Origin of the sequence: Ruminiclostridium herbifermentans (genome assembly GCF_005473905.2) — a bacterium.
Lineage (GTDB): Bacteria > Bacillota > Clostridia > Acetivibrionales > DSM-1351 > Ruminiclostridium > Ruminiclostridium herbifermentans.
Window position 1 is genome coordinate 1,346,801 of record NZ_CP061336.1, and the last position, 20,013, is coordinate 1,366,813.

The window sequence follows — 20,013 nt, forward strand, 5'->3', positions numbered from 1 at the left end:
GGACTGTACACCTCCTGTTCAAAAGGTATTAGGTTTGCTTTTTCGCACCTTAAACTCTATGTTTGCAAGTTAAGTATTATCTTAAGATTAATCTTTCTCACAGGAACATGCTCGTAGAAGTTCTTTTTCAATTGCATTTAAAAGACTTTCCATATCCTTATGACTGACAGAATCCTTGTAATAGCCTATTGATAATGTTAATACATCGTTATATGAATTGGAAAAAAGCATGAATCCTGGAGCGCGTATAGCAGGAGGCAATAAATATGCATCGGACACGATAGTATCTCCAAATTTAATTAATGCACTTGATAGGCTTCCTAGATCATAAAATTCAGGAAAGCATATATTTCCAACATAATAAGGCTGACTTCTATAAATTTCAGAATATTTAGAAAGTCGCTCAGAATAATTAATTAAATAGGAATAACAAGTCTTTCCGAGATATTCTTCACCGACAGCACCACTAATACCAGTTGGTCTGCTGCTATTTGAGATACGATGTGTGGAGTTTTCGGTTTGAGCTCTTACGTCAGCTTGAGCTCTTACAACCCTAGATAAAGTGCCTTCAAAGGATTCATTTGAAATTTTGGCTATACTAGTTATAAAGCTTCCAGTAAAATTTCTTGCTAATCGGCTTCTATTATCGTCGATGTAGCTTCGAAGGTCTGTTTTAAAGGTGATATCCATTGGAATACCATATATTGGCTTAGATAATTTAAACATTGCCCTATAAAATGAGGTCAATATTAAATCATTTAATGTTGCGCCTCTGGACTTACCATATTGTTTGAGTGAATCCAAGCTGGTATGAGTAATTCTGTTAATAGCATAACGAATCTCATCTCTTCCGCTGTTTCTCCAGGGGAAGGCCCACATGGTTTTAGGGAAATCCAACATTTGATTCCAATTAAGTTCAGGGTGCGCTTTACCTAATTCTTCATATAATGCACTTTCATTTACCATAGTGTCTATACGGGATTCAGCTTTAAAATCAACACCCTTTTGCTCGATACAGGAGTATATATTTGACAAAAGCTGTATATATTCCTTTGCATAGGTTCCATCACAGCATGCATTATTAATTTTCAAAGCTAATATATCATGGTCTTTTAAAGGAATTAGTTTAGCTTTTATGTTAGCATCACTATCAACATTTAATGGTTTCTGTATGAATAATTTAACAGCTTCATCTGGATTATCTGTCTCTTCAATTGAGCAAAAAGTTATTTGGTCAAGGTTATCTAATCGTTTCCAAAAGGGTGGGTGACCTTCAACAAATTTGCAGCCAAAGACTGGCTCTACATCGAGAGATAGTCTTATTGCTTTATTTATTTTCTCTAAACTCAATCTACCGTCAAGATTTAATATGGCCTGAATTTGTAAAAAAGGCATGTTAATCTGAGAAAGATGGTTTAATACATCATGTCCGCTTGCAGGAAATATATCAAGGTTTTCGTCGCTATCATCCTCGGAAGCTTCATCTATATCGGAAGATTGGTCCTCAATAGAGGGTATAAACTCTTCTTCATCTGCATCGGATAAATTTTTCCCAAAAGCAGATATATCCTCATTTGAGGTTGCTTCTGAAGTAAAAAAGTTATTTCCTTTAGAGCATGAGGCATGAAAAGTGTTTTTGTTTAGTTGGACCAATTCATTAATTATCATAAATAAATTATCATAGTATTTCATAATATTTTCAAAAATGTTTTCCCGATACTTACTGAAAGCTTCTATATTGTTTTTATAAAACTCAGCATCTATGATATTAAAGTCTTTATAAAAATTAGATAGAATTTCAAAAGGATTGGTATTATCAGCAGCACTAGTTTTATTTCTAGTATCCATAAATATTATCCAGCCTCCTCATAACAGTGAATTTATTAAAGAAATGGAATGGACATGCTCCTTCTTCTTTTTTATAAACTTCACATATACTAACCCAATATAGTGCCTAGATTAAAATGAAATTACTCCATTGCAGAAAAAATCAATACATCTTGAAGAATTTCACTACAATAGTAGCGTTTTTACGAGGCGTAATATATTCTCACCGTCTAGAAAACCAAAACAGTACCCGACACTAATAGAAGAGGGGTACATTTAAGCCTCGTTATATATTAAAAAGTTCTTAAACTCAAAATTAGGCAGACCTACAATAACAGTATATGAATAATATACTCAAGTGTTACAATTAGGAAGACAGAGGAAATAAAAAAATGAATGATTAAATTAGCAGATTTGGCTAATCTAATCATTCATTGTGCATAATTTAACTTTAGTATGAAAAGTCCAGATATACGTTGGACAATGAGCTGCTATCAATGGATGAATGTGTGAAAGCTACAGAAGCGTTTATGTAAACTCAAAATTAGTAGTAGAAAGAATAAGGGACTGCTGCAAATCAAAAATTTATGTATACTGATAACTTTTTGACAAAAACTACGCGAGTGCAGCAACCCCATTTTGTGCAACTTCTATTTAAGTTAAACACTCCTTCAAAGCTTCAATGGACAGAATCTTAAAAGAATTTTGATAGTAGTCGAGAATATTTTCTTCCTTCATTTTTGCAAGTTCGCGACACATAGAGGTTCGGGAGACATTGAGAAATTCAGCTAGTTCATTTCTATTAGGAGTAATCTGAAAACTCATGCTATTTTTTTCTTTAGCTTCATTTAAAAGGTAAGCTGCAATTTTTTCTCTCATGCCTTTTAGAGTAAGAAGTTCAATTTTAGTGTTCAGAGTATAATTTTTTTGACCAAGAATAATCATCATATTCTGAATTATCTGAATGTGAAAGTTGCAGGAATTGCTACAGCTCTTGGTAATTCTCTCATATGGAATAAATAGAATTTTTGAATCTTCTTTAACTCTGATAGTAACAGGAGATATGCGTTTTAAAGTACAAACAATTCCCTCACCAAAAATCTGAGAAGGGCTTAGAAAAGCCATTATATGACGGTTACCAGCAAGGTTTTCTTTAATAATTTCTGCTTGACCTGATAAAATTATTCCTATATGATTAATTTCATTTCCTGCGAAGAAAACATATTCATCATTCTTGTAGTTCTTTGTATATGAACCTAGACAGGTTAACAATTGCTCCAGATCTTCATTTGCAATGCCCTTAAATAATGTACATTTTGATAATATAGAAGCATAATTCTCCATATTTATAGGCTGTTCCCATTCTACTTAAACTTTATTAATGTAAAAATGAGAATCAAGTTCACCTCCAAAAAAATTGTTAATTTGTTCTAATTTTTTATTATTTGTATCTATAGCTACATCATAATATAACTTATTCTATTATACTAAGCATATCAAATCAAGCAAAAAAAAAACAACTACAATAAAAATATAAAGGAGATAGGTTATTATGGAAAATAAAATGTTTTGTTATCAATGTCAAGAAACTGCAGGCTGCACAGGATGTACCAATGTGGGTGTATGTGGAAAGTCACCAGAACTTGCTAAAACTCAGGATTTATTGATTTATGTTACAAAAGGCTTAAGTGTTGTTACAACTGCACTAAGAAATCAGGGAGAAAGTGTTTCACCAGAAGTAAATCATCACATTACACTAAACCTTTTCACAACAATTACAAATGCCAACTTCGATAATGATGTAATTTATCAAAGAGTGCTAGATACTTTAAAAATCAAAGAAACTCTATTGAATAAAGTAACTAATAAGGAAAGCTTGCATCTAGCGGCATTGTGGAATGGTACTACAAAAGAGGAACTAGATGCAAAAGCTGAAACAGTTGGAGTTCTTGCAACAGGAAATGAAGATGTACGAAGCCTTAGAGAACTTATTATATATGGAAATAAAGGCTTGGCAGCTTATATGAAACATGCTAACGAATTAGGTTATGACGACGATGCAATAAATGCATTTATGCAGAAGGCATTGGCTGCAACTTTAGATGATAGCTTAAGTGCCGATGATTTAGTAGCACTTACATTAGAAACAGGAAAAACTGGTGTGGATGGTATGGCACTTCTAGATACTGCAAATACTTCAACCTATGGCAATCCTGAAATTACAAAAGTTAATATTGGTGTAGGTAAAAACCCAGGTATCTTAATTTCCGGACATGACTTGAAGGACTTAGAACAGCTGCTTGAACAAACACAGGGCACAGGAGTTGATGTATATACTCATTCAGAAATGCTGCCAGCTCACTACTATCCAAAATTCAAGAAGTACAGCAATTTTGTAGGTAACTATGGAAATGCATGGTGGAAGCAAAAAGAAGAGTTTGAAAGCTTTAATGGACCAATTCTTATGACAACAAACTGTATTGTACCTCCAAAGGAGTCATATAAAGCAAGATTATTTACAACAGGCTCAGCAGGCTTCACTGGATGTACTCATATAGGAAAGGACGAGAGTGGTCATAAAGATTTCTCTGCATTAATAGAAATGGCGAAAAACTGTCCAACACCTACACAAATAGAAGAAGGAGAAATCATTGGAGGCTTTGCTCATAATCAGGTTTTAGCATTGGCTGACAAGGTTGTAGATGCAGTAAAATCAGGTGCTATCAAGAAATTCTTTGTAATGGCGGGCTGTGATGGACGTCAAAAGGCTAGAAACTACTACACTGACTTTGCAAAAGCACTTCCAAAAGATACTGTAATAATGACTGCAGGTTGTGCAAAATATAAGTATAACAAGCTGGAACTTGGAGACATTAACGGAATACCAAGAGTACTTGATGCAGGACAATGTAATGATTCATACTCCTTGGCAGTAATAGCACTTAAACTTAAGGAAGTATTTGGACTTGATGATATTAATAAGCTGCCTATCGCTTTCAACATTGCATGGTATGAACAAAAGGCTGTTATCGTTCTTCTTTCACTTCTATACTTGGGAGTAAAGAATATTCACTTAGGACCAACTTTACCAGCATTCCTTTCACCAAATGTGGCGAAGGTGTTAGTTGATAACTTTGGAATTGGCGGAATAACAAATGTAGAAGATGATATCAAAATGTTTTTAGGCGGTGAGGAAAAGACTGCTATTACAAAAGATATGATAATTGGCGATATTTTAAAAGCAAATCCTGATAATGCAAAAGTATTAATAGAAGCAGGAATGCATTGTCTAGGCTGCCCTTCATCACAAGCTGAATCATTAGAAGATGCTTGCAGAGTGCATGGGTTGGATGTTGAGGAACTGCTAAAAAAGTTAAACTAAGAAACAGACAAATATGAATTGATAATATACTTAAAATAATAAGTATTTTTATGGAGACTCTCTAATTAGATTTATACTAAGTGGGGAGTCTTTCATTTTGAATTAGATGAACATTAAACAAGTAGCCCAATAATTGAGGGGCGTGTCTATAAAATTGGACAAATTGGGACATTTGTTAAAATACCAAATGGAAATGTGATATCTTATGGACTTGTTTCTTCAGTAAGTAATACACCCTCTAAGTTAGTTGATAATGAATTGAAAATAAATGTTGGGTCAAGATATTTAACTGTTAATTTAGTTGGGGAAAAGATTGGAAATGCTCAATTTGAAAAGGGAATAGGTCTATATCCAACTATTAATGACGAAGTTCATATTGTACTAGAATTTGATCTTGCAGATATATATGGTAAAGAAGATGTAACGTCTATTGAGATAGGAAAGCATTCATCATCTGACAAATTAGATGTTTTTATAGATATTCATAAGTTAATATTAAGGCATAGTTAATGAGAAGTATATAAATGAATTATATATTACTATAGCGCCATAGACATATTTAAATAGCAAAGATGACTCTCTAATTAGATTAATTCTAGGTAGAGAGTCTTTTATTGCGTAACAAATAATATATGTTCTTTATGCGGACATGACTTTATAATTTTGTAATAGTGCATATACTCTTGAACAGGATAAAATGCAATTCGATATAAAATTGAGGAAATATCTCAAGAATTTATTGAAATTTAAATATATATTTAGTAATATGGATATAATATATTAAAAATGGAGAAAAAATCTCAAATTATATCTGGAGGCTAATACTTTGTTAAGTCAATTTTTATTTTCAAATTTTAAATCATTCAAAAAAGAGGCTTTTTTGGACTTTACAGCTGAATCAATTAAGGATAACCTTGACAGCATAATTATTGATAAAATTGATGGAGAAAAGTTCTTACCAGTTATTGCGATTTATGGACCAAATGGTGGAGGTAAATCAACTGTCTTAGAAGCTTTAGGCTACTTAAGGGCTTTTGTACTAAAGAAGATAATTATATCGCAAATGTATGAAAATGATTCTACAAATGATGCAATTATAAAAAAGTTCTCAGATATTGATTTTAAAAATAAATATCATAAATTTGATTCAAAGTGTCAATATACACCTATAGCGTTTGATATTTTGTTTCGAACAAAAAACAAGCAATATAAATATCAACTTTCTATTTTGCAGAATAAGATTATTAAAGAAAACCTTTATATGCAAATTGTTGGAGAAAAGGACGCATCAATTATATTTGAACGTTCGGAAAATGAGTGCGTTTTAGGTGAAGATTTAGAGGGTATAGCAGTTGAAAAAGTTAATAATACTATGCCATTGATTTCACATGTGGCTATAAACTATGATATTGAGTCAGTTGATGAAGCTGTTTCTTGGTTTATGAATATAAATTTCGTAGATTATGATAACCCTATTAAAGACCGGCAAATAATCATTCCAAAGACTAATAAGGATAGATCACTGATGTTTCAAATGTTAAAAAAAATGGATATAAACATTTCAGACTTTCGTATTGAGAAGGATAGTGATGGAAATATTGAAAAAATATATACCAAGCATACACTTGAAAATGGAGAAACTTATGAAATTCTTTTTGAAGAAGAGTCAAGTGGAACAAGAAAGCTTTTTAGCTGTTTAGCTAAGATTTTGGACTGTTTGGATGAAGGAACTTTAATGGTTGCAGATGAATTAGATGCAAAATTACATCCTAAATTGCTTAGATATATTATTGAATTGTTTACAGATCCAAAGAGTAATAAAAAAGGAGCACAGCTATTGCTTACCTCTCACGATATTACAACAATGATTCCAGAGGTATTTAGAAGGGATGAGATTTGGTTTTGTGCCTTAAACCCTCAAAACGCATCAAAATTATATTCTCTTATTTCATTTAAAAAGGAAAACGGTCAAAAACCTAAAAATGATGAGGTTTATGGAAAGCAATATCTTGAAGGTCGTTATGGGGCAGACCCATATATAAGAAAAATTTTGGATTGGGGGACAAAAGAATGAGCCTCAAACCAATAAAGGCAAGTGAACAAAAGAAAAATCAAGAAAGAATTAATGCAAAAATGCAGAAACGGAAAAAAGAATTGCTTGATGATCCTCCGCCTTACATATACATTGTTAGCGAAGGGAAAGAGACTGAACCTAACTACATTTCAGGATTGGCAAAAGCAATTAATTCAAAATTTTCGGATTTATCATCAGGAGATAGGATAATTGTCAAAGGGACAGGAAGAAATACAAGAGGCTTGTTAAAATATGCAAGGAAAGTAGTTGAGAGTGATTTCCCTCAAGCTGCTGTAGTATGGTTAATGTATGATAAAGATGATTTCCCTCTTGATGATTTTGACAATACACAGTATAGCGCTGAAGACAAAAAAGATAATAGACAATATAGAGTAGCTTGGTCAAATGAATGTATTGAACTATGGTTTGTCTTGCACTTTCAAGAGTTAGAGGTAAACAATGGACGAGAACATTATCGTAAAATTCTAAGACAAAAATGTGGGTATGAAAAGAATCTTAAAAACATATATGATTTATTAATGGACAAAACTAATATCGCCATTAAGCGAGCCAGGCGTCAGTATGAATCATATAATGATTTACCTCCATCAAAGAGATGCCCAGCTACAAGGGTATATGAACTGGTGGAGGAATTGCAGAAATATCTTTAAGAATATGATTGAACTTTGAGTTAAAACCACAAAAAAATACCATAAAATATAAATGAACTTTGAATTATAACTACCAATAAATAACAAATGGTTGCTGCAAATCAATTTCTATATACCGCTGACATATTGCTAGAAATAGCAATTGAACACTATTTAAGCAAGCCGTTAGCTTGTAGATATAGAGTATTTCTTGCTTTGCAACAACCTTTTAATGATATTCTATCTATTTCACTTCAATTGATTCATAAACACTATTGTTTTTAACAACAACATACTTTGATTCTGTAACTAGCTTATCAATATATAAGTCAGCCGCATTATTTATGAGTTGTGTGCGGATAGATTCCTTTACATCTTCAAAAGTGCTTCTTTTTACAAATTTCATAATATGATATCCATAAGAGGTTTTTATAATACCGGTATCGCCTTCTTTAGCTTGGAAAGACCAATCCTCAAATTCCTTTACCATTTCACCTCTGCCAAAGGTATATTCTCCGCCAGTATTCTTAGAACCTGGATCTTCTGAATACTCCTTTGCAAGAGAAGCAAAATCTTCTCCAGCATTTACCTTGTGTAAAATATCTTCAGCCTTTTTCTTAATTGTTTCGTGTTCTTCAGCACTTTTACTTGAATCAGCCATAAATAAAATATGCTTTACAGTAACCTTATCATAGCCTGCTTTATTACTTTCATAGGCCTTTAAAATCTCATCATCTGATATTGGAAGATTACGTAATTCTGCCTGTAAATTTTTGTTGGCCAATTCATAATCCTTTAAGAATTGAGAGTACTCTGCTAAGCTAACACCATAAAATTCCTTTAAGCTTTTCTCTGAGGCTTCTTTACTGCCCTCCTGCATAATAATTTGTTCTATTGAGTTATCAATTTTTGAAAGTTCCTCAGAAGTTAAAACAGTATTATTTGCTTTAGCTCTTGCTAAAAAGATTGCATGCTCTTTTGAATAATCAAGAGCCATTTCTTTAGCTAAGGTTGCAGCTGTTTTATTGTTTATCACTGTATCCCATATATTTTCTTCTATGGTTAGTGTTCCTGCATACTGAGCCATATAATTTTTTAGATAGTTTTTAGCGTTGCTTAAGTAAATATAAAATTCAGCTTTATTAATTTTCTCACTGCCAAAACTAGCTACATAATCAGTAGGTGAGCCTATAGAAATTGACTTAGTAGTGCCTTCCCAGTTTACGCATAAACCAAGATTTTCTGAAACAAATTTTAAAGGTACCATAGTTCTTCCGTTAATCTCTTTTGGTGCTATAGTTGTTGTTACTTTTTTACCATTTACAACAGCCGATGTGTTATTAAGCCATAACTCAACTTTATTTTTATTGTATGTAATAGTTACTTTTTTACTTTTGCTGTCCCAGCTGACTTGTCCGCCAAAGGCTTCAATTATTGCACGTATGGGGACTAAAGTAGTGTTATTAACCAATACAGGAGTAACTTTAGTATCTGTGTCAATAGCTGTTTCAATTCCGCTAACCAACATATTTGGCTTACCAATGTTAAGTAAAATTACCTCATCACTTTTGACTGCAGCATAGGAAGAAATTACAGAACCTCCTGCTAACAAAATTGCTAAGCCCATTGCTATCAAGGATTTGTTTTTCATTTTAGCCTCCTCCAAAAAAAATAGTAATATCCTGATTGCTTCAACATTCCCGCATGAAATGCTTGTCACTGTTCAAACGTATAAAAGGCTTGCTGTTGAAATAATCAGAAACTATAGCTGGCGTTTACATGGTGAATTTTAGCCACAAAAAACATAAGCTTTTACCAACTAATTCTTAATTGTTTAGCTTTTCATTTGCAATGCTATAATACATGCAATTTTCAACTTAAAAAGCTGATTATTTACTTTAAAACAGAATATTTACAATTCGATTATATACTATTTAATATATAATCTCCACGATTTTTAGAAATAATTTCTGTTATATCCTGTATATATAAAAAGAATAAGTGTCGTAAATGCTTATATTTTAGGGAATGTTGCTAATCGTGTAGGTTGCTAAGTGTGTGAAATGGACAACAATGATTATGTTGGTGCATAAAAGTGGAAACACAAGAGTATTAATTAAATGAATTATTTTGGAATTATATTATAAGATTTAATATTAATTATAGACAAAGTAAATTGTAAAAGCATAATACATAATGGCTAAACTAAATTTGAAAGGAGAAATATAAGCATAAGAAAATATATTGAAAAATGGTTTAGAGAAATTTATAATTGCATATATATTGATAACAAAAATATATTGTTTAGTTATATACGAATTTAAATGGTTGTGTTAATTATTTTATAAACCTTGCAGAGTAAATTATAGTACTATTTACTGGTACTTCCGCACTAACTTAGATAAATGGGCTACTCCCAAGATATTTGTTGAATTTGTATTGGTTCATCATATTTAATTATACCGTTGCTCACGTTCAGCATCCATGCTTCATTGTTTCGCTAAAACTTACATCGTGTAGGTTTTACGGTAGAATTAACTATTCTTCACCAACATATTCAAACAAATATCTTTAACCAAGTACCCCATTTATCTAAGTTGTACTCGCGTACCAGTATAAGCAAAGTAGTTTATCTGCAAACTCTGTTCATAATAATTAGCACAACGCGTGTATTTAAAAAGTCAAACAGAATTATTTAGGAGATATATGATTAAAATATATAATAGAAAAACAGGAGAATACGAAACTGAAAATGTGGCAGGAGGCGCACTCCTTAATGCCTTATACACATCAAAGGCAGGCAAAGTAGGCCTTGAATTGTTAGTGAAGAGAAAAATATATTCTGCACTAACAGGCTTCTTCTGTGATCTAAGGTTGAGCAAGAGAAGTATAGGAAAATTTGCAAAGAACTTCTCAATTGATTTAGAGGAATGTGAAAATAAGCTTGATGACTATAGCAGTTTCAATGATTTCTTTTCAAGAAAATTAAAGCCTGTAGCTAGAAGCTTTGACAAGCCAGAAAATGAACTTTTATCACCGGGTGATGGACGATTACAGGCATGGAATAACATTGACTATAAAGATATTATACAAATAAAGGGTATGAGTTATAGTCTTTCAGACTTGCTGCTTGATGAAAATTTAGCAAAAGAATATGACGGCGGAGCATATATGATTTTGAGGCTTTGCCCAGTAGACTATCATAGATTTCACTTTTTTGACAGCGGTGTTTGCAGCAGTACAAAAAGGATTAAGGGTGAATACTATTCTGTTAACCCTGTGGCCCTTAGGAAAATCCCAGAGTTATTCTGCAGAAACAAGAGAGAATATAGCATATTCAAGACGGACAACTTTGGTGAAGTTTTATATGTTGAAGTAGGAGCAACTTCTGTTGGCTCAATAGTTCAGACTTACGTTCCTGACTCTAGAGTAATAAGGGGAGAGGAAAAAGGGTATTTTAAGTTTGGTGGTTCAACAATTCTTCTGTTTTTTAAGAAGGATAAAATTGTGATAGATATGGATATCATAAATCAGACAAGTAATGGTTTTGAAACAAAAGTTTCAGCTGGTGAAGCTATCGGGAAAAAATACTCAAACAGTTAACTATACAAATTATACAAATTTTGTGCTCTAGAAATAGGTTGATTTTTTGTTGTTAATAGTTTTATATTGGTTTATAATAAATTCAGTTGGATTTAATATACAAAGGCTTTGTATTTAAAAATGCAATATAGATAAACTATGTTGCTTATGCGGCTTCAACGGAGATGCAGCATTTATATAATTTGATTGAGACATTACGAATATAAAATTTGTTGATGTAAGTAAGGGTTATGGAGGTTGTTATGAGCGAAATAAAATCAATCGGAGTTTTAACCAGCGGCGGAGATGCACCCGGTATGAATGCTGCTATTCGAGCAGTTGTTAGAACTGGAATATATTATGGAATTAAAATGTTTGGAATAAGAAAAGGCTACAATGGTTTAATCAGTGGTGATATTTTTGAAATGAACGCCAGAAGTGTTTCTGATATAGTTCACCGTGGCGGGACAATATTGCAGACTGCTAGGTGCAAAGAATTTACTACAGATGAGGGTATGCAAAAGGCAATGTCGCTGTCAAGAGCCTTTGGATTAGATGCTCTTGTTGTAATTGGTGGAGATGGTTCCTATAGAGGAGCTAGAGATTTCAGCAAATATGGAATGAAGGTCATGGGGCTTCCTGGCACTATTGACAATGATATAGCCAGCACTGAATATACAATTGGCTATGACACTGCAATGAATACAGTTCAGGATGCACTTGATAAAATCAGGGATACTGCATATTCACATGAAAGATGTAGTGTGCTAGAGGTTATGGGCAGACATGCTGGTCACATAGCACTGAATGTAGGTGTTGCTGGAGGTGCAGAAGTAATTTTACTTCCAGAAAAACAGTTCGATTTTGATAAGGATATTATTAGGAGAATAGTTCAAGGACGTAATAACGGTAAGAAAAACTATATTATAATCTTGGCAGAAGGTGTTGCTGAGAAAATTGGTGGAGCTCTTGAATTGGCAAAGAAGGTAGAAGACCTTACTGGTATAGAGACTAGAGGTACAGTACTTGGTTATATTCAAAGAGGTGGAAGTCCATCAATCAGAGACAGGGTAATGGCTAGTGCCATGGGAGTAAAGGCAGTTGAACTGCTTAAGGATGGCGTATATAATAGAGTAATGTGTGTTGAAAAAGCTAAAATTGTTGATATAGATATAGATGAGGCTCTTTCAATGACTAAGGATATTGACCATGAAATGCTTAGATTAGTTGAAATTTTATCTATTTAATTAAGATTATGTACAAAACTAATAACCCTTAATAAAGATATGCTTTAGCTAGGTAGTATATCTTTATTAAGGGTGTTTTATTATGCTAAAATGTGGATTTCTAAATTCTTTTATTTCTAATTTTTAAAAATTAAATTCTGATATTTAAATGGGGCAGAAATATTGCAATCTACTCCTGAGAGATAGGAAGTATTTCCAAATAGTTTTAAAGCATATGATATGCTAGAAGTATTATTAAATATAGCAGAGTATAAGACATCGCAGAATCTCTGAGTCCTTTGGTATGCTTCATTGAAAAGATCAATAAATGAGAGTCTGCTTTTTATATTTTCGTCATGGGGCATACACCATTCTGAATTCTCAAGATTCAAATAATCAAGTCCGTCAGTTAGCTTCAGGGGAAAGATAATACTTGAATAAAGAGGAAATCCATATATTATAGAGTCTAATAATCCAATTGCTTTTAGCTTTATCCCATGGGTGTCCTTACATAGCTTTTCTACAAAAATCATGTCTTTAATGGCTTTGACAATTTCCTTTTTTGGAATTTGAATATCATAAACTGATTTAATAGCGCTTTCGTACATTTCGCTAATTATATTCCGTTCTGTAGGGGCCACATCAATAAGCTTGTAAGGATTTATTTCATGAACTTTCTTATTTAGAAGCATGTCGCACATTAATACATCAATAGAGGTTTCAAATTTTCTATGATAGCAAATAAACAGATTTTCATTTGTATTTAGATGCGTTTTGAAACCTGATCTGTAATAAATATATGGATGGCCTAGGCTATCCATGCAGTTATGGCATAAGAAACCCATAAAATATACAGTTAGCAGACTTTTGGTATATTCATTTTGCTTAAGTATATATTCAATAATTGCCTTGAAAAATAAATTTACTTTTGTAGTATGCAAAATGTGTCCAATATTAGAGGGAAAGTTTTTTTTGCGCCAGGGCCAAACTTCATGGAAAAACATTATATCAGGGCCTTGAGTTCCTAAGTTAAATACATTTTGAAATTTGCCAATAAGCTCTTTGCATTTTTTACTTTCTATATTTTTAATAGCCTCTAACCCACAAAGGTAATGAGTTACTATATTTGGCATATGTGCCCTCCTATAATTAGAGAAATACTCCTTAGCATAGTTTAACTTAACGTTAAAATATACTATTTTATTTTTCCATAAGTTTATTATATTTATTATGTCTAAATACATTTATTATATCAGCTAAATATTACTATATCTATAATTTGACCAAAATATTCCACTAAATACTGTTTTTACAATAGAATAAATAGAACAACTTGTTTTCATATATTACAGTGGGAAATTGCAGTTACATACTTATATTAGAAAGTTGACTTAATATTTTAAGTGTTAAATAAGTACATGCGGATATTTAGGTGTGTTTATGTTTCTCATCTGCTTTGGCTGCTTAAAAACTATATACTTAATTTTGCTTCTTTTCTAGTTTGTTTTAGTTTCATCAATTTCCGTTTCTTTATGCGATACTAAATCAAATCCTAAAGCAATTGATAATGCATTAGCTGGTTCAAAATTATTAAAGACTATTGACAATGGACTTAATTAGTTATATAGTTAGTTACATAAGTAATTAACCAAATGGCCAATTAACACATATAATGTTTTTGAATAAAAATGTGGAGGTGATATTTTGAAAATAGATTTTGATAAAGATAAGCCAATTTATATCCAGTTAGCTGAAGGGATAGAGGATGCTGTACTTTCAGGAGTATATGATGAGGAAACACAGATTCCATCTACAACTGAGATTTCTGTAAATTACAAGATTAATCCTGCAACGGCGCTGAAGGGAATAAACTTATTGGTTGATGAGGGTATTGTATATAAGAAGAGGGGGTTAGGTATGTTTGTAGCAACAGGAGCAAAGGAAAAAATTCTAGACAAGAGAAAAGTAACTTTTTTTGATTCATACATTAATACACTAATTTCTGAAGCTAAAAAGCTTTCTATATCTAAGGAAGATATAATAAAAATGATAGAAAGAGGGTTTGATAAATGAGTTATATAGAGATAAAAAATATTACGAAGAAATTTGGAGATATAGCTGCTCTTGAAGATGTATCTATAACTTTGGAGAAAAACAAAATATACGGGCTATTAGGAAGAAATGGTGCAGGAAAGACCACATTACTAAATCTTATAACAAACAAGATTTTTCCTACAGAGGGAGAAATATTGGTAGATGGTGATAATGTGATAGAAAATGATAAGCCCTTATCAAAAATTTATTATATGACTGAAAAAAACTTCTATCCAGATTCAATGACTGTAAAAAGTGCTTTTAGGTGGGGTAAAGAATTTTATCCGGATTTTGATATTAATTATGCAGAAGCTTTGAGTGAGAAGTTTTTACTAAAAACTAATAAAAAGATAAAATCTCTTTCAACAGGATATAAATCCATTTTTAAGATTATTATTTCATTATCCTGTAATGCACCAGTTATTTTGTTAGATGAACCTGTACTTGGCCTTGATGCCAACCATAGAGATTTATTTTACAAAGAACTCATTCAAAGTTACAGTGAAAACCCTAGAACAATAATTATTTCAACACATTTGATTGAAGAAGCTGCAGATATAATAGAGAATGCAATAGTTCTGAAAAATGGGAAGATAATTATGAATGACTCAGTTGAAAGCATACTTTCAAAAGGCTTTTGTGTTTCAGGTGGGGCGGCTGCAGTTGATAAATTTATAGCTGGGAAAAATGTATTAGGAACTGATGTACTTGGAGGGCTAAAAACTGCTTACCTCATGGAAAAGCTTGATCAAAACAGTGTTCCTGAAGGATTGGAAATATCAAAATTAGATTTACAAAAATTGTTTATTTATATGACGAATTCTTAGGAGGTATAAAATGAGACTAAAATCTGTAGTTAAGTATAATCTTTATGATATAAGATATGGGGTAATGGTTTATTATATTGTTATAGCTGCATTAATGGGTTTACTTATTTTTATGCGGCAAACTGGACTTGTAAGAATTGGCACTAGCGGTTTTGTTAGTGGAGCTGAGGCTTCTGCAATTTTCTTGTTTGTGTGCGGCTTAAACTCCTTCAAGCAAATTTACTTGTATTTATCCACTAATGGAATAACCAGAAAAACTCAGTTTTATGGATTTCTCATTAGTTCAGTTATTATATCTGCAGGGATGGCTTTCATTGATACTGCATCTACAAATATAATAAATATATTTATGAATTATCGTCCAATGTTTTATCAACTTTTTAATCAATTTACAGTGGAATCTTCTCAATTTCTAATTACGATAATGAGCTTTTTATGGAATGCAACAGTTAATTTACTAGCATTTGTTATAGGATATTTAATTACTACTTTATATTATAGAATGTCTAAGATACTAAAAATAATTGTATCTGTTGGTGTACCGTCTTTTTTTATAATTGGTTTTCCAATGTTAGCTAGTTATTTATATAAGATTGGATATATTAATGAATTTACAGCTGCAATAAAATTTTTGATAGATGGAAATGGTAATCCTATTGTGAATGTAATAATTATTGTATTAGAAATTGCTATAGTGGCAGGATTATCATATTTGTTGGTTAGAAAGGCACCTGTGAAAGAGTAAAACAAAAATGCTGCAGTATAAGAAAGTTAAGTTATTAAAAAAGTACCAGATGTTTAATCCTTTGAACAGCCCCCCATAAGTTAGGACTAAAACTTTAACTTATGGGGGCGCATTACTTTGCAGGATATAACAACTGGTACTTTATTAATTTCACAACTCTAAAATATCTGACTATTAAACTATCACGTTAGTATACTTAGATGCTAACTATTTTTCTTCTAAAGGCTTTATCTTATCCAAATAGCTTTGTAATTCCTTGGAAATATTATCGCCAAAGGTTACTACATAATCATAATAGTGATGGTTTAAACTACCCTTGAGTATAACCAAATATGACGAAGAACTGTCTTTATATACCTCGTCAGTAGGATATTCTAAAATTTCTTTGATTAGTGCCTTGTCAGTTATTTCAATAGCAGTGGATGACTCTATACTTTCCACTTTTACGTAAGAATTAAATGTATAATCATATTTATAATCCATTGACTGAAGGGTAATATATTCTATATCTTCTGGTTTTATAATTATTTGATCATAAAGGCCTTCTTTTTTCAACCAATCAATAGTATTTGTATAATCTGATCTCAGTGCGTAAGTAATATTTTTATTCTTTGTATCAATAATAGTTATAGTGATTATTTCATTTGGAGATGATATCAAATCCTTATAATCTAAAGTTTTAATATCCTTTCTAATAGCTGTTTTAAATCCTTCTAGCTGAGTTTTATCTGAAACAATAAGTGGATTTTTAGCTGCGCGTCGGTCGTTTAATTCTATATATTTTATATCTTCAGCTTCCTGATAAAGTATAGGGAATCTATTTTCTTTGTATTCATCACTTTCATAAATTGGAGCAAGAACTGAAGCATGAGTGATAGTATCTATTGAATATCTTCTAATTAATCTTTTGCCGTTTTTCAGCTTATATGCGATGTACTGATTGTTTCCATTGTTATTTCTGTTGTCAAGGACATATTGATGCAATTTTGTAACGTTTTCAATGTTTTTTATATCTTTATAAAGAGTTGTATCACTATTACCATAATTGTTTTCATTAAAGTCTGGATCATCCTTGTGTTCAAACCAATAAATATTGTATCCGATATATGTTTCTTCAATTTCGTCTGGATTTGGAATCTTGTTAACATAGCCTATAACATCAAAATGTACACCTAATATCAATAATACTAAAGCCAGTGCGAATCCTAAATATCCCTTATAGGTGTGTAAAATCTTAAAGGATTTGTTTGTTAACATTTGAACTACAACATATGCAATTAGCGAACTTATAAAATACCCTACAACTGCAAATGAAAACTTTTCATTTCCTATTCCTAAAAAGTAAGCTCCACCAAAAAGAGTTGCGCATGTAACAAAGCCATAAATAAATATTGGTCTAATAGGTCTAAAAGTAATTATATCTCCAGCAGTCTCTGGTCTTCTGACTTTAAAGGCATATAGTCCGCCAATAAGTAATGCTATAGTAACAACAATGTAAACAATTGTTATCACAAGCTGAGAGGATTCATAATCATCTATGTTAAACATTCTGAACATTGGCATATCATAGTAAAAATTTCTGTTTGAATAAGTATCAAATCCGTATAGCATGCCACGAAGATTTACTCTTACAAATTCTGATAAGTACAAAGGAAGCAGATTAAGTATATAGACAAAAGCCAGCTGTGCAATAGAACTGCCTGTAAACATTCCTACAAATACGGACATGGCTAAAAACATAATACCAAAGAGAAGCGTATAACCTAACCAGATGAATATCAGTGCAACAGAATAAATGTCTGACAGTGAGCTAAAGCAATTCATCAGCAGCATTATTATTGTATTTAAAAATACTGGTGCAGCAAATAAAATTATTGCAGATAAAATACTGTTAAAATATAGAGCTGTTCTTGTTAATGGTAAGCTATGATATAGGGATACTTGACGATTTTTTTGCATATATCTGAAAACTAAGGCCCCAATAGCAATTGGTACTACAAGAAGGAAAACTTGACTTGAGCCTCCATTAAAAAGTAGTTCTCTTTCAATAGAATCCTTAAGCCATTGAGAATTATTATTATCATTTATGTGCTGAATATAATGATTGAAGGGCATTACAAAAAATAGTGCTAAAGCGTATAAAACACTAACCCACCAAAATCTTTTAATATCGCTTATTATTAATCCCTTTTTAAATGAGGATGTTTTCAATTTCATAGCCTTTACCCCCTAATTCGTAAATAAATATTTCTTCAAGAGAAAGTGGGAGAATATCCATAATTACTGGATTAGTTGATTTAACTCTTGAAAGAATGCTTTCTTTGCTGCCTCTAACAATGAATTGCGACACACTTCCACTTTTAGTATGATGTAAAATTTCGGCATCCTTAAAAATATCTGCCGGAGCATCACCTGTGTAGGCTACCTGTATTTTATGAATGTCAGATTTCATATTGTCAAGCTCTCGTTCAACCATCATTTTACCCTTATATAGGATTCCAACATGATCACAAACATCTTCTAATTCACGTAAGTTATGAGATGAAACTAATACAGTAGTGCCATATTCAGCAACATCCTGTAAAACCAGATTCCAAACCTTTTTTCTCATAACAGGGTCAAGGCCATCTACAGGTTCGTCGAGAATCATAACCTTTGGTTTAGCAGAGATTCCTAGCCAGAAGGCAACCTGCTTTTGCATTCCCTTTGAAAGTTTTGTCACTCTTCTCTTAATATCAATAGGAAATACCTGCTTCAAGGTATTGAATCTTTCCCAGCTCCATGTGGGATACATGCTTGCGTAGAAGTTTGCCATTTCCTTTATACTGTATTGAGAAAAATAAAATAGGTCATCAGATATATAAACAATTTTTGCTTTTGTTTCAGGGTTATCAAATACAGATTTATCATCTATGGTAATGGTACCTGATTCATTTTTGTATATACCGACTAAATGCTTTATAAGTGTAGTTTTACCTGAGCCATTTGGCCCGAGAAGCCCGTACACAGAGCCTTCCTTGATATGTATATCAAGTTGGTCTAAAGCTTTAAAATCGCCAAATGACTTGCTTAGTGATTTAACATCTATCATTTTTTTGATGCCTCCTTTTTTGCGTAAGTATCATGTATTACATTAATAACAGTTTGTTCAGTGGTTAAAAGGTATATCAGTTCTTCAGTTGTTTTGACCAGTTGTGCAAATAGTTCGTTTCGTCGTGTTTCTACAGAAGTTTTATCGAGTGGGGCAATAAAGTTGCCTTTTCCTTTTATGGAATAGATACAGCCTTCAACTTCCAATTCTTTGTATGCTTTTTGAATTGTGTTGGGATTGATTGTAAGCATTTGCGCAAGCTCTCGTACAGATGGAATTTTTTCATTTGGCTTGACAGCACCGCTGATAATCAATTCCTTAATCTTATCCTTTATCTGTTCGTATAAAGGGTTAGAGTCTTTGAAATCTAATTGAATCATAGGCACCTCCTTAATTTTTAACTGTATTAATAGTAATAGTACACTTAGTACAGTATTAGTATAATGCCAAATGATGGGGATGTCAATATACTTAATTATTAAAATAAGATGTTAATTTATTACACCCACTAATAA

Annotated in this window: 16 protein-coding genes; 9 read left to right on the forward strand and 7 right to left on the reverse strand. The window is 32.0% G+C overall.

The window, feature by feature from the left end; genetic code table 11:
* Positions 1-87: 87 nt before the first annotated feature.
* Both EHE19_RS05875 and EHE19_RS05880 read right to left on the reverse strand, forming a co-directional pair.
* A complete protein-coding gene (locus EHE19_RS05875; protein WP_137698227.1) occupies positions 88-1,848 on the reverse strand; it encodes a hypothetical protein in 1,761 nt (586 codons plus the stop codon).
* 633 nt (positions 1,849-2,481) lie between these two features.
* Positions 2,482-3,171 carry a Crp/Fnr family transcriptional regulator gene (locus EHE19_RS05880; RefSeq protein ID WP_137698228.1) on the reverse strand — a complete coding sequence of 230 codons (690 nt, stop codon included), beginning with the start codon at positions 3,169-3,171 and terminating at the stop codon, positions 2,482-2,484.
* Between the two features lie 208 nt (positions 3,172-3,379).
* On the opposite strand from EHE19_RS05880, the gene hcp reads away from it, so the two are divergent.
* From hcp to EHE19_RS05900, 4 genes are all read left to right on the forward strand, one after another.
* Positions 3,380-5,209 carry a hydroxylamine reductase gene (gene hcp / locus EHE19_RS05885; protein WP_137698229.1) on the forward strand — a complete coding sequence of 610 codons (1,830 nt, stop codon included), beginning with the start codon at positions 3,380-3,382 and terminating at the stop codon, positions 5,207-5,209.
* Positions 5,210-5,404: 195 nt separating this feature from the next.
* Positions 5,405-5,719, forward strand: a complete 315-nt coding sequence (locus tag EHE19_RS05890; RefSeq protein WP_137698230.1) for a hypothetical protein — start codon at positions 5,405-5,407, stop codon at positions 5,717-5,719.
* A 316-nt stretch (positions 5,720-6,035) separates the two neighbouring features.
* A complete protein-coding gene (locus tag EHE19_RS05895) occupies positions 6,036-7,283 on the forward strand; it encodes an AAA family ATPase (protein WP_137698231.1) in 1,248 nt (415 codons plus the stop codon).
* Complete coding sequence (locus tag EHE19_RS05900; protein WP_137698232.1) at positions 7,280-7,954, forward strand: RloB family protein; 675 nt, start codon at positions 7,280-7,282, stop codon at positions 7,952-7,954. Before EHE19_RS05895 ends, EHE19_RS05900 begins: the two co-directional genes overlap by 4 nt.
* A gap of 223 nt (positions 7,955-8,177) precedes the next feature.
* On the opposite strand, the gene EHE19_RS05905 is transcribed toward EHE19_RS05900, so the two are convergent.
* Complete coding sequence (locus EHE19_RS05905) at positions 8,178-9,584, reverse strand: stalk domain-containing protein (RefSeq protein ID WP_137698233.1); 1,407 nt, start codon at positions 9,582-9,584, stop codon at positions 8,178-8,180.
* A gap of 1,055 nt (positions 9,585-10,639) precedes the next feature.
* On the opposite strand from EHE19_RS05905, the gene EHE19_RS05910 reads away from it, so the two are divergent.
* Both EHE19_RS05910 and pfkA read left to right on the forward strand, forming a co-directional pair.
* Positions 10,640-11,536 carry a phosphatidylserine decarboxylase gene (locus tag EHE19_RS05910; RefSeq protein ID WP_137698234.1) on the forward strand — a complete coding sequence of 299 codons (897 nt, stop codon included), beginning with the start codon at positions 10,640-10,642 and terminating at the stop codon, positions 11,534-11,536.
* A gap of 251 nt (positions 11,537-11,787) precedes the next feature.
* Complete coding sequence (gene pfkA, locus EHE19_RS05915) at positions 11,788-12,762, forward strand: 6-phosphofructokinase (protein WP_483313999.1); 975 nt, start codon at positions 11,788-11,790, stop codon at positions 12,760-12,762.
* A gap of 116 nt (positions 12,763-12,878) precedes the next feature.
* On the opposite strand, the gene EHE19_RS05920 is transcribed toward pfkA, so the two are convergent.
* Positions 12,879-13,874 carry a zinc dependent phospholipase C family protein gene (locus tag EHE19_RS05920; protein WP_137698236.1) on the reverse strand — a complete coding sequence of 332 codons (996 nt, stop codon included), beginning with the start codon at positions 13,872-13,874 and terminating at the stop codon, positions 12,879-12,881.
* A gap of 571 nt (positions 13,875-14,445) precedes the next feature.
* On the opposite strand from EHE19_RS05920, the gene EHE19_RS05925 reads away from it, so the two are divergent.
* From EHE19_RS05925 to EHE19_RS05935, 3 genes are read left to right on the forward strand one after another with little or no spacing between them, the layout of a single operon-like run.
* Entirely contained in the window at positions 14,446-14,814 is a 369-nt protein-coding gene (locus EHE19_RS05925) for a GntR family transcriptional regulator (protein WP_137698237.1), read from the forward strand.
* Positions 14,811-15,662 carry an ABC transporter ATP-binding protein gene (locus tag EHE19_RS05930; RefSeq protein WP_137698238.1) on the forward strand — a complete coding sequence of 284 codons (852 nt, stop codon included), beginning with the start codon at positions 14,811-14,813 and terminating at the stop codon, positions 15,660-15,662. The genes EHE19_RS05925 and EHE19_RS05930 overlap by 4 nt, the downstream gene beginning before the upstream one ends.
* 10 nt (positions 15,663-15,672) lie before the next feature.
* Positions 15,673-16,407 (forward strand): hypothetical protein, encoded by a 735-nt coding sequence (locus EHE19_RS05935; protein WP_137698239.1) that lies wholly within the window; start codon positions 15,673-15,675, stop codon positions 16,405-16,407.
* 207 nt (positions 16,408-16,614) lie between these two features.
* Here EHE19_RS05935 and EHE19_RS05940 read toward each other — a convergent pair whose 3' ends face one another.
* The 3 genes from EHE19_RS05940 to EHE19_RS05950 are packed head-to-tail and all read right to left on the reverse strand — an operon-like array spanning position 16,615 to position 19,878.
* Complete coding sequence (locus EHE19_RS05940; protein WP_190530486.1) at positions 16,615-18,624, reverse strand: DUF6449 domain-containing protein; 2,010 nt, start codon at positions 18,622-18,624, stop codon at positions 16,615-16,617.
* Positions 18,599-19,498: an ABC transporter ATP-binding protein gene (locus EHE19_RS05945; RefSeq protein WP_137698240.1), complete on the reverse strand. Its 900-nt coding sequence runs from the start codon at positions 19,496-19,498 to the stop codon at positions 18,599-18,601. Before EHE19_RS05945 ends, EHE19_RS05940 begins: the two co-directional genes overlap by 26 nt.
* Positions 19,495-19,878, reverse strand: coding sequence for a GntR family transcriptional regulator (locus EHE19_RS05950; protein ID WP_137698241.1), 384 nt, complete (start codon positions 19,876-19,878; stop codon positions 19,495-19,497). Before EHE19_RS05950 ends, EHE19_RS05945 begins: the two co-directional genes overlap by 4 nt.
* Positions 19,879-20,013: the final 135 nt, after the last annotated feature.

Excerpts from the sequence above, each read along its gene's own strand:
- hcp (WP_137698229.1), top strand. The coding sequence starts at position 3,380 with ATGGAAAATAAAATGTTTTGTTATCAATGTCAAGAAACTGCAGGCTGC.
- EHE19_RS05950 (WP_137698241.1), bottom strand. The coding sequence starts at position 19,878 with ATGATTCAATTAGATTTCAAAGACTCTAACCCTTTATACGAACAGATA.
- EHE19_RS05910 (WP_137698234.1), top strand. The coding sequence starts at position 10,640 with ATGATTAAAATATATAATAGAAAAACAGGAGAATACGAAACTGAAAAT.
- EHE19_RS05930 (WP_137698238.1), top strand. The coding sequence starts at position 14,811 with ATGAGTTATATAGAGATAAAAAATATTACGAAGAAATTTGGAGATATA.
- EHE19_RS05905 (WP_137698233.1), bottom strand. The coding sequence starts at position 9,584 with ATGAAAAACAAATCCTTGATAGCAATGGGCTTAGCAATTTTGTTAGCA.
- EHE19_RS05920 (WP_137698236.1), bottom strand. The coding sequence starts at position 13,874 with ATGCCAAATATAGTAACTCATTACCTTTGTGGGTTAGAGGCTATTAAA.
- EHE19_RS05945 (WP_137698240.1), bottom strand. The coding sequence starts at position 19,498 with ATGATAGATGTTAAATCACTAAGCAAGTCATTTGGCGATTTTAAAGCT.
- EHE19_RS05940 (WP_190530486.1), bottom strand. The coding sequence starts at position 18,624 with ATGAAATTGAAAACATCCTCATTTAAAAAGGGATTAATAATAAGCGAT.
- EHE19_RS05880 (WP_137698228.1), bottom strand. The coding sequence starts at position 3,171 with ATGGAGAATTATGCTTCTATATTATCAAAATGTACATTATTTAAGGGC.
- EHE19_RS05935 (WP_137698239.1), top strand. The coding sequence starts at position 15,673 with ATGAGACTAAAATCTGTAGTTAAGTATAATCTTTATGATATAAGATAT.
- EHE19_RS05900 (WP_137698232.1), top strand. The coding sequence starts at position 7,280 with ATGAGCCTCAAACCAATAAAGGCAAGTGAACAAAAGAAAAATCAAGAA.
- EHE19_RS05875 (WP_137698227.1), bottom strand. The coding sequence starts at position 1,848 with ATGGATACTAGAAATAAAACTAGTGCTGCTGATAATACCAATCCTTTT.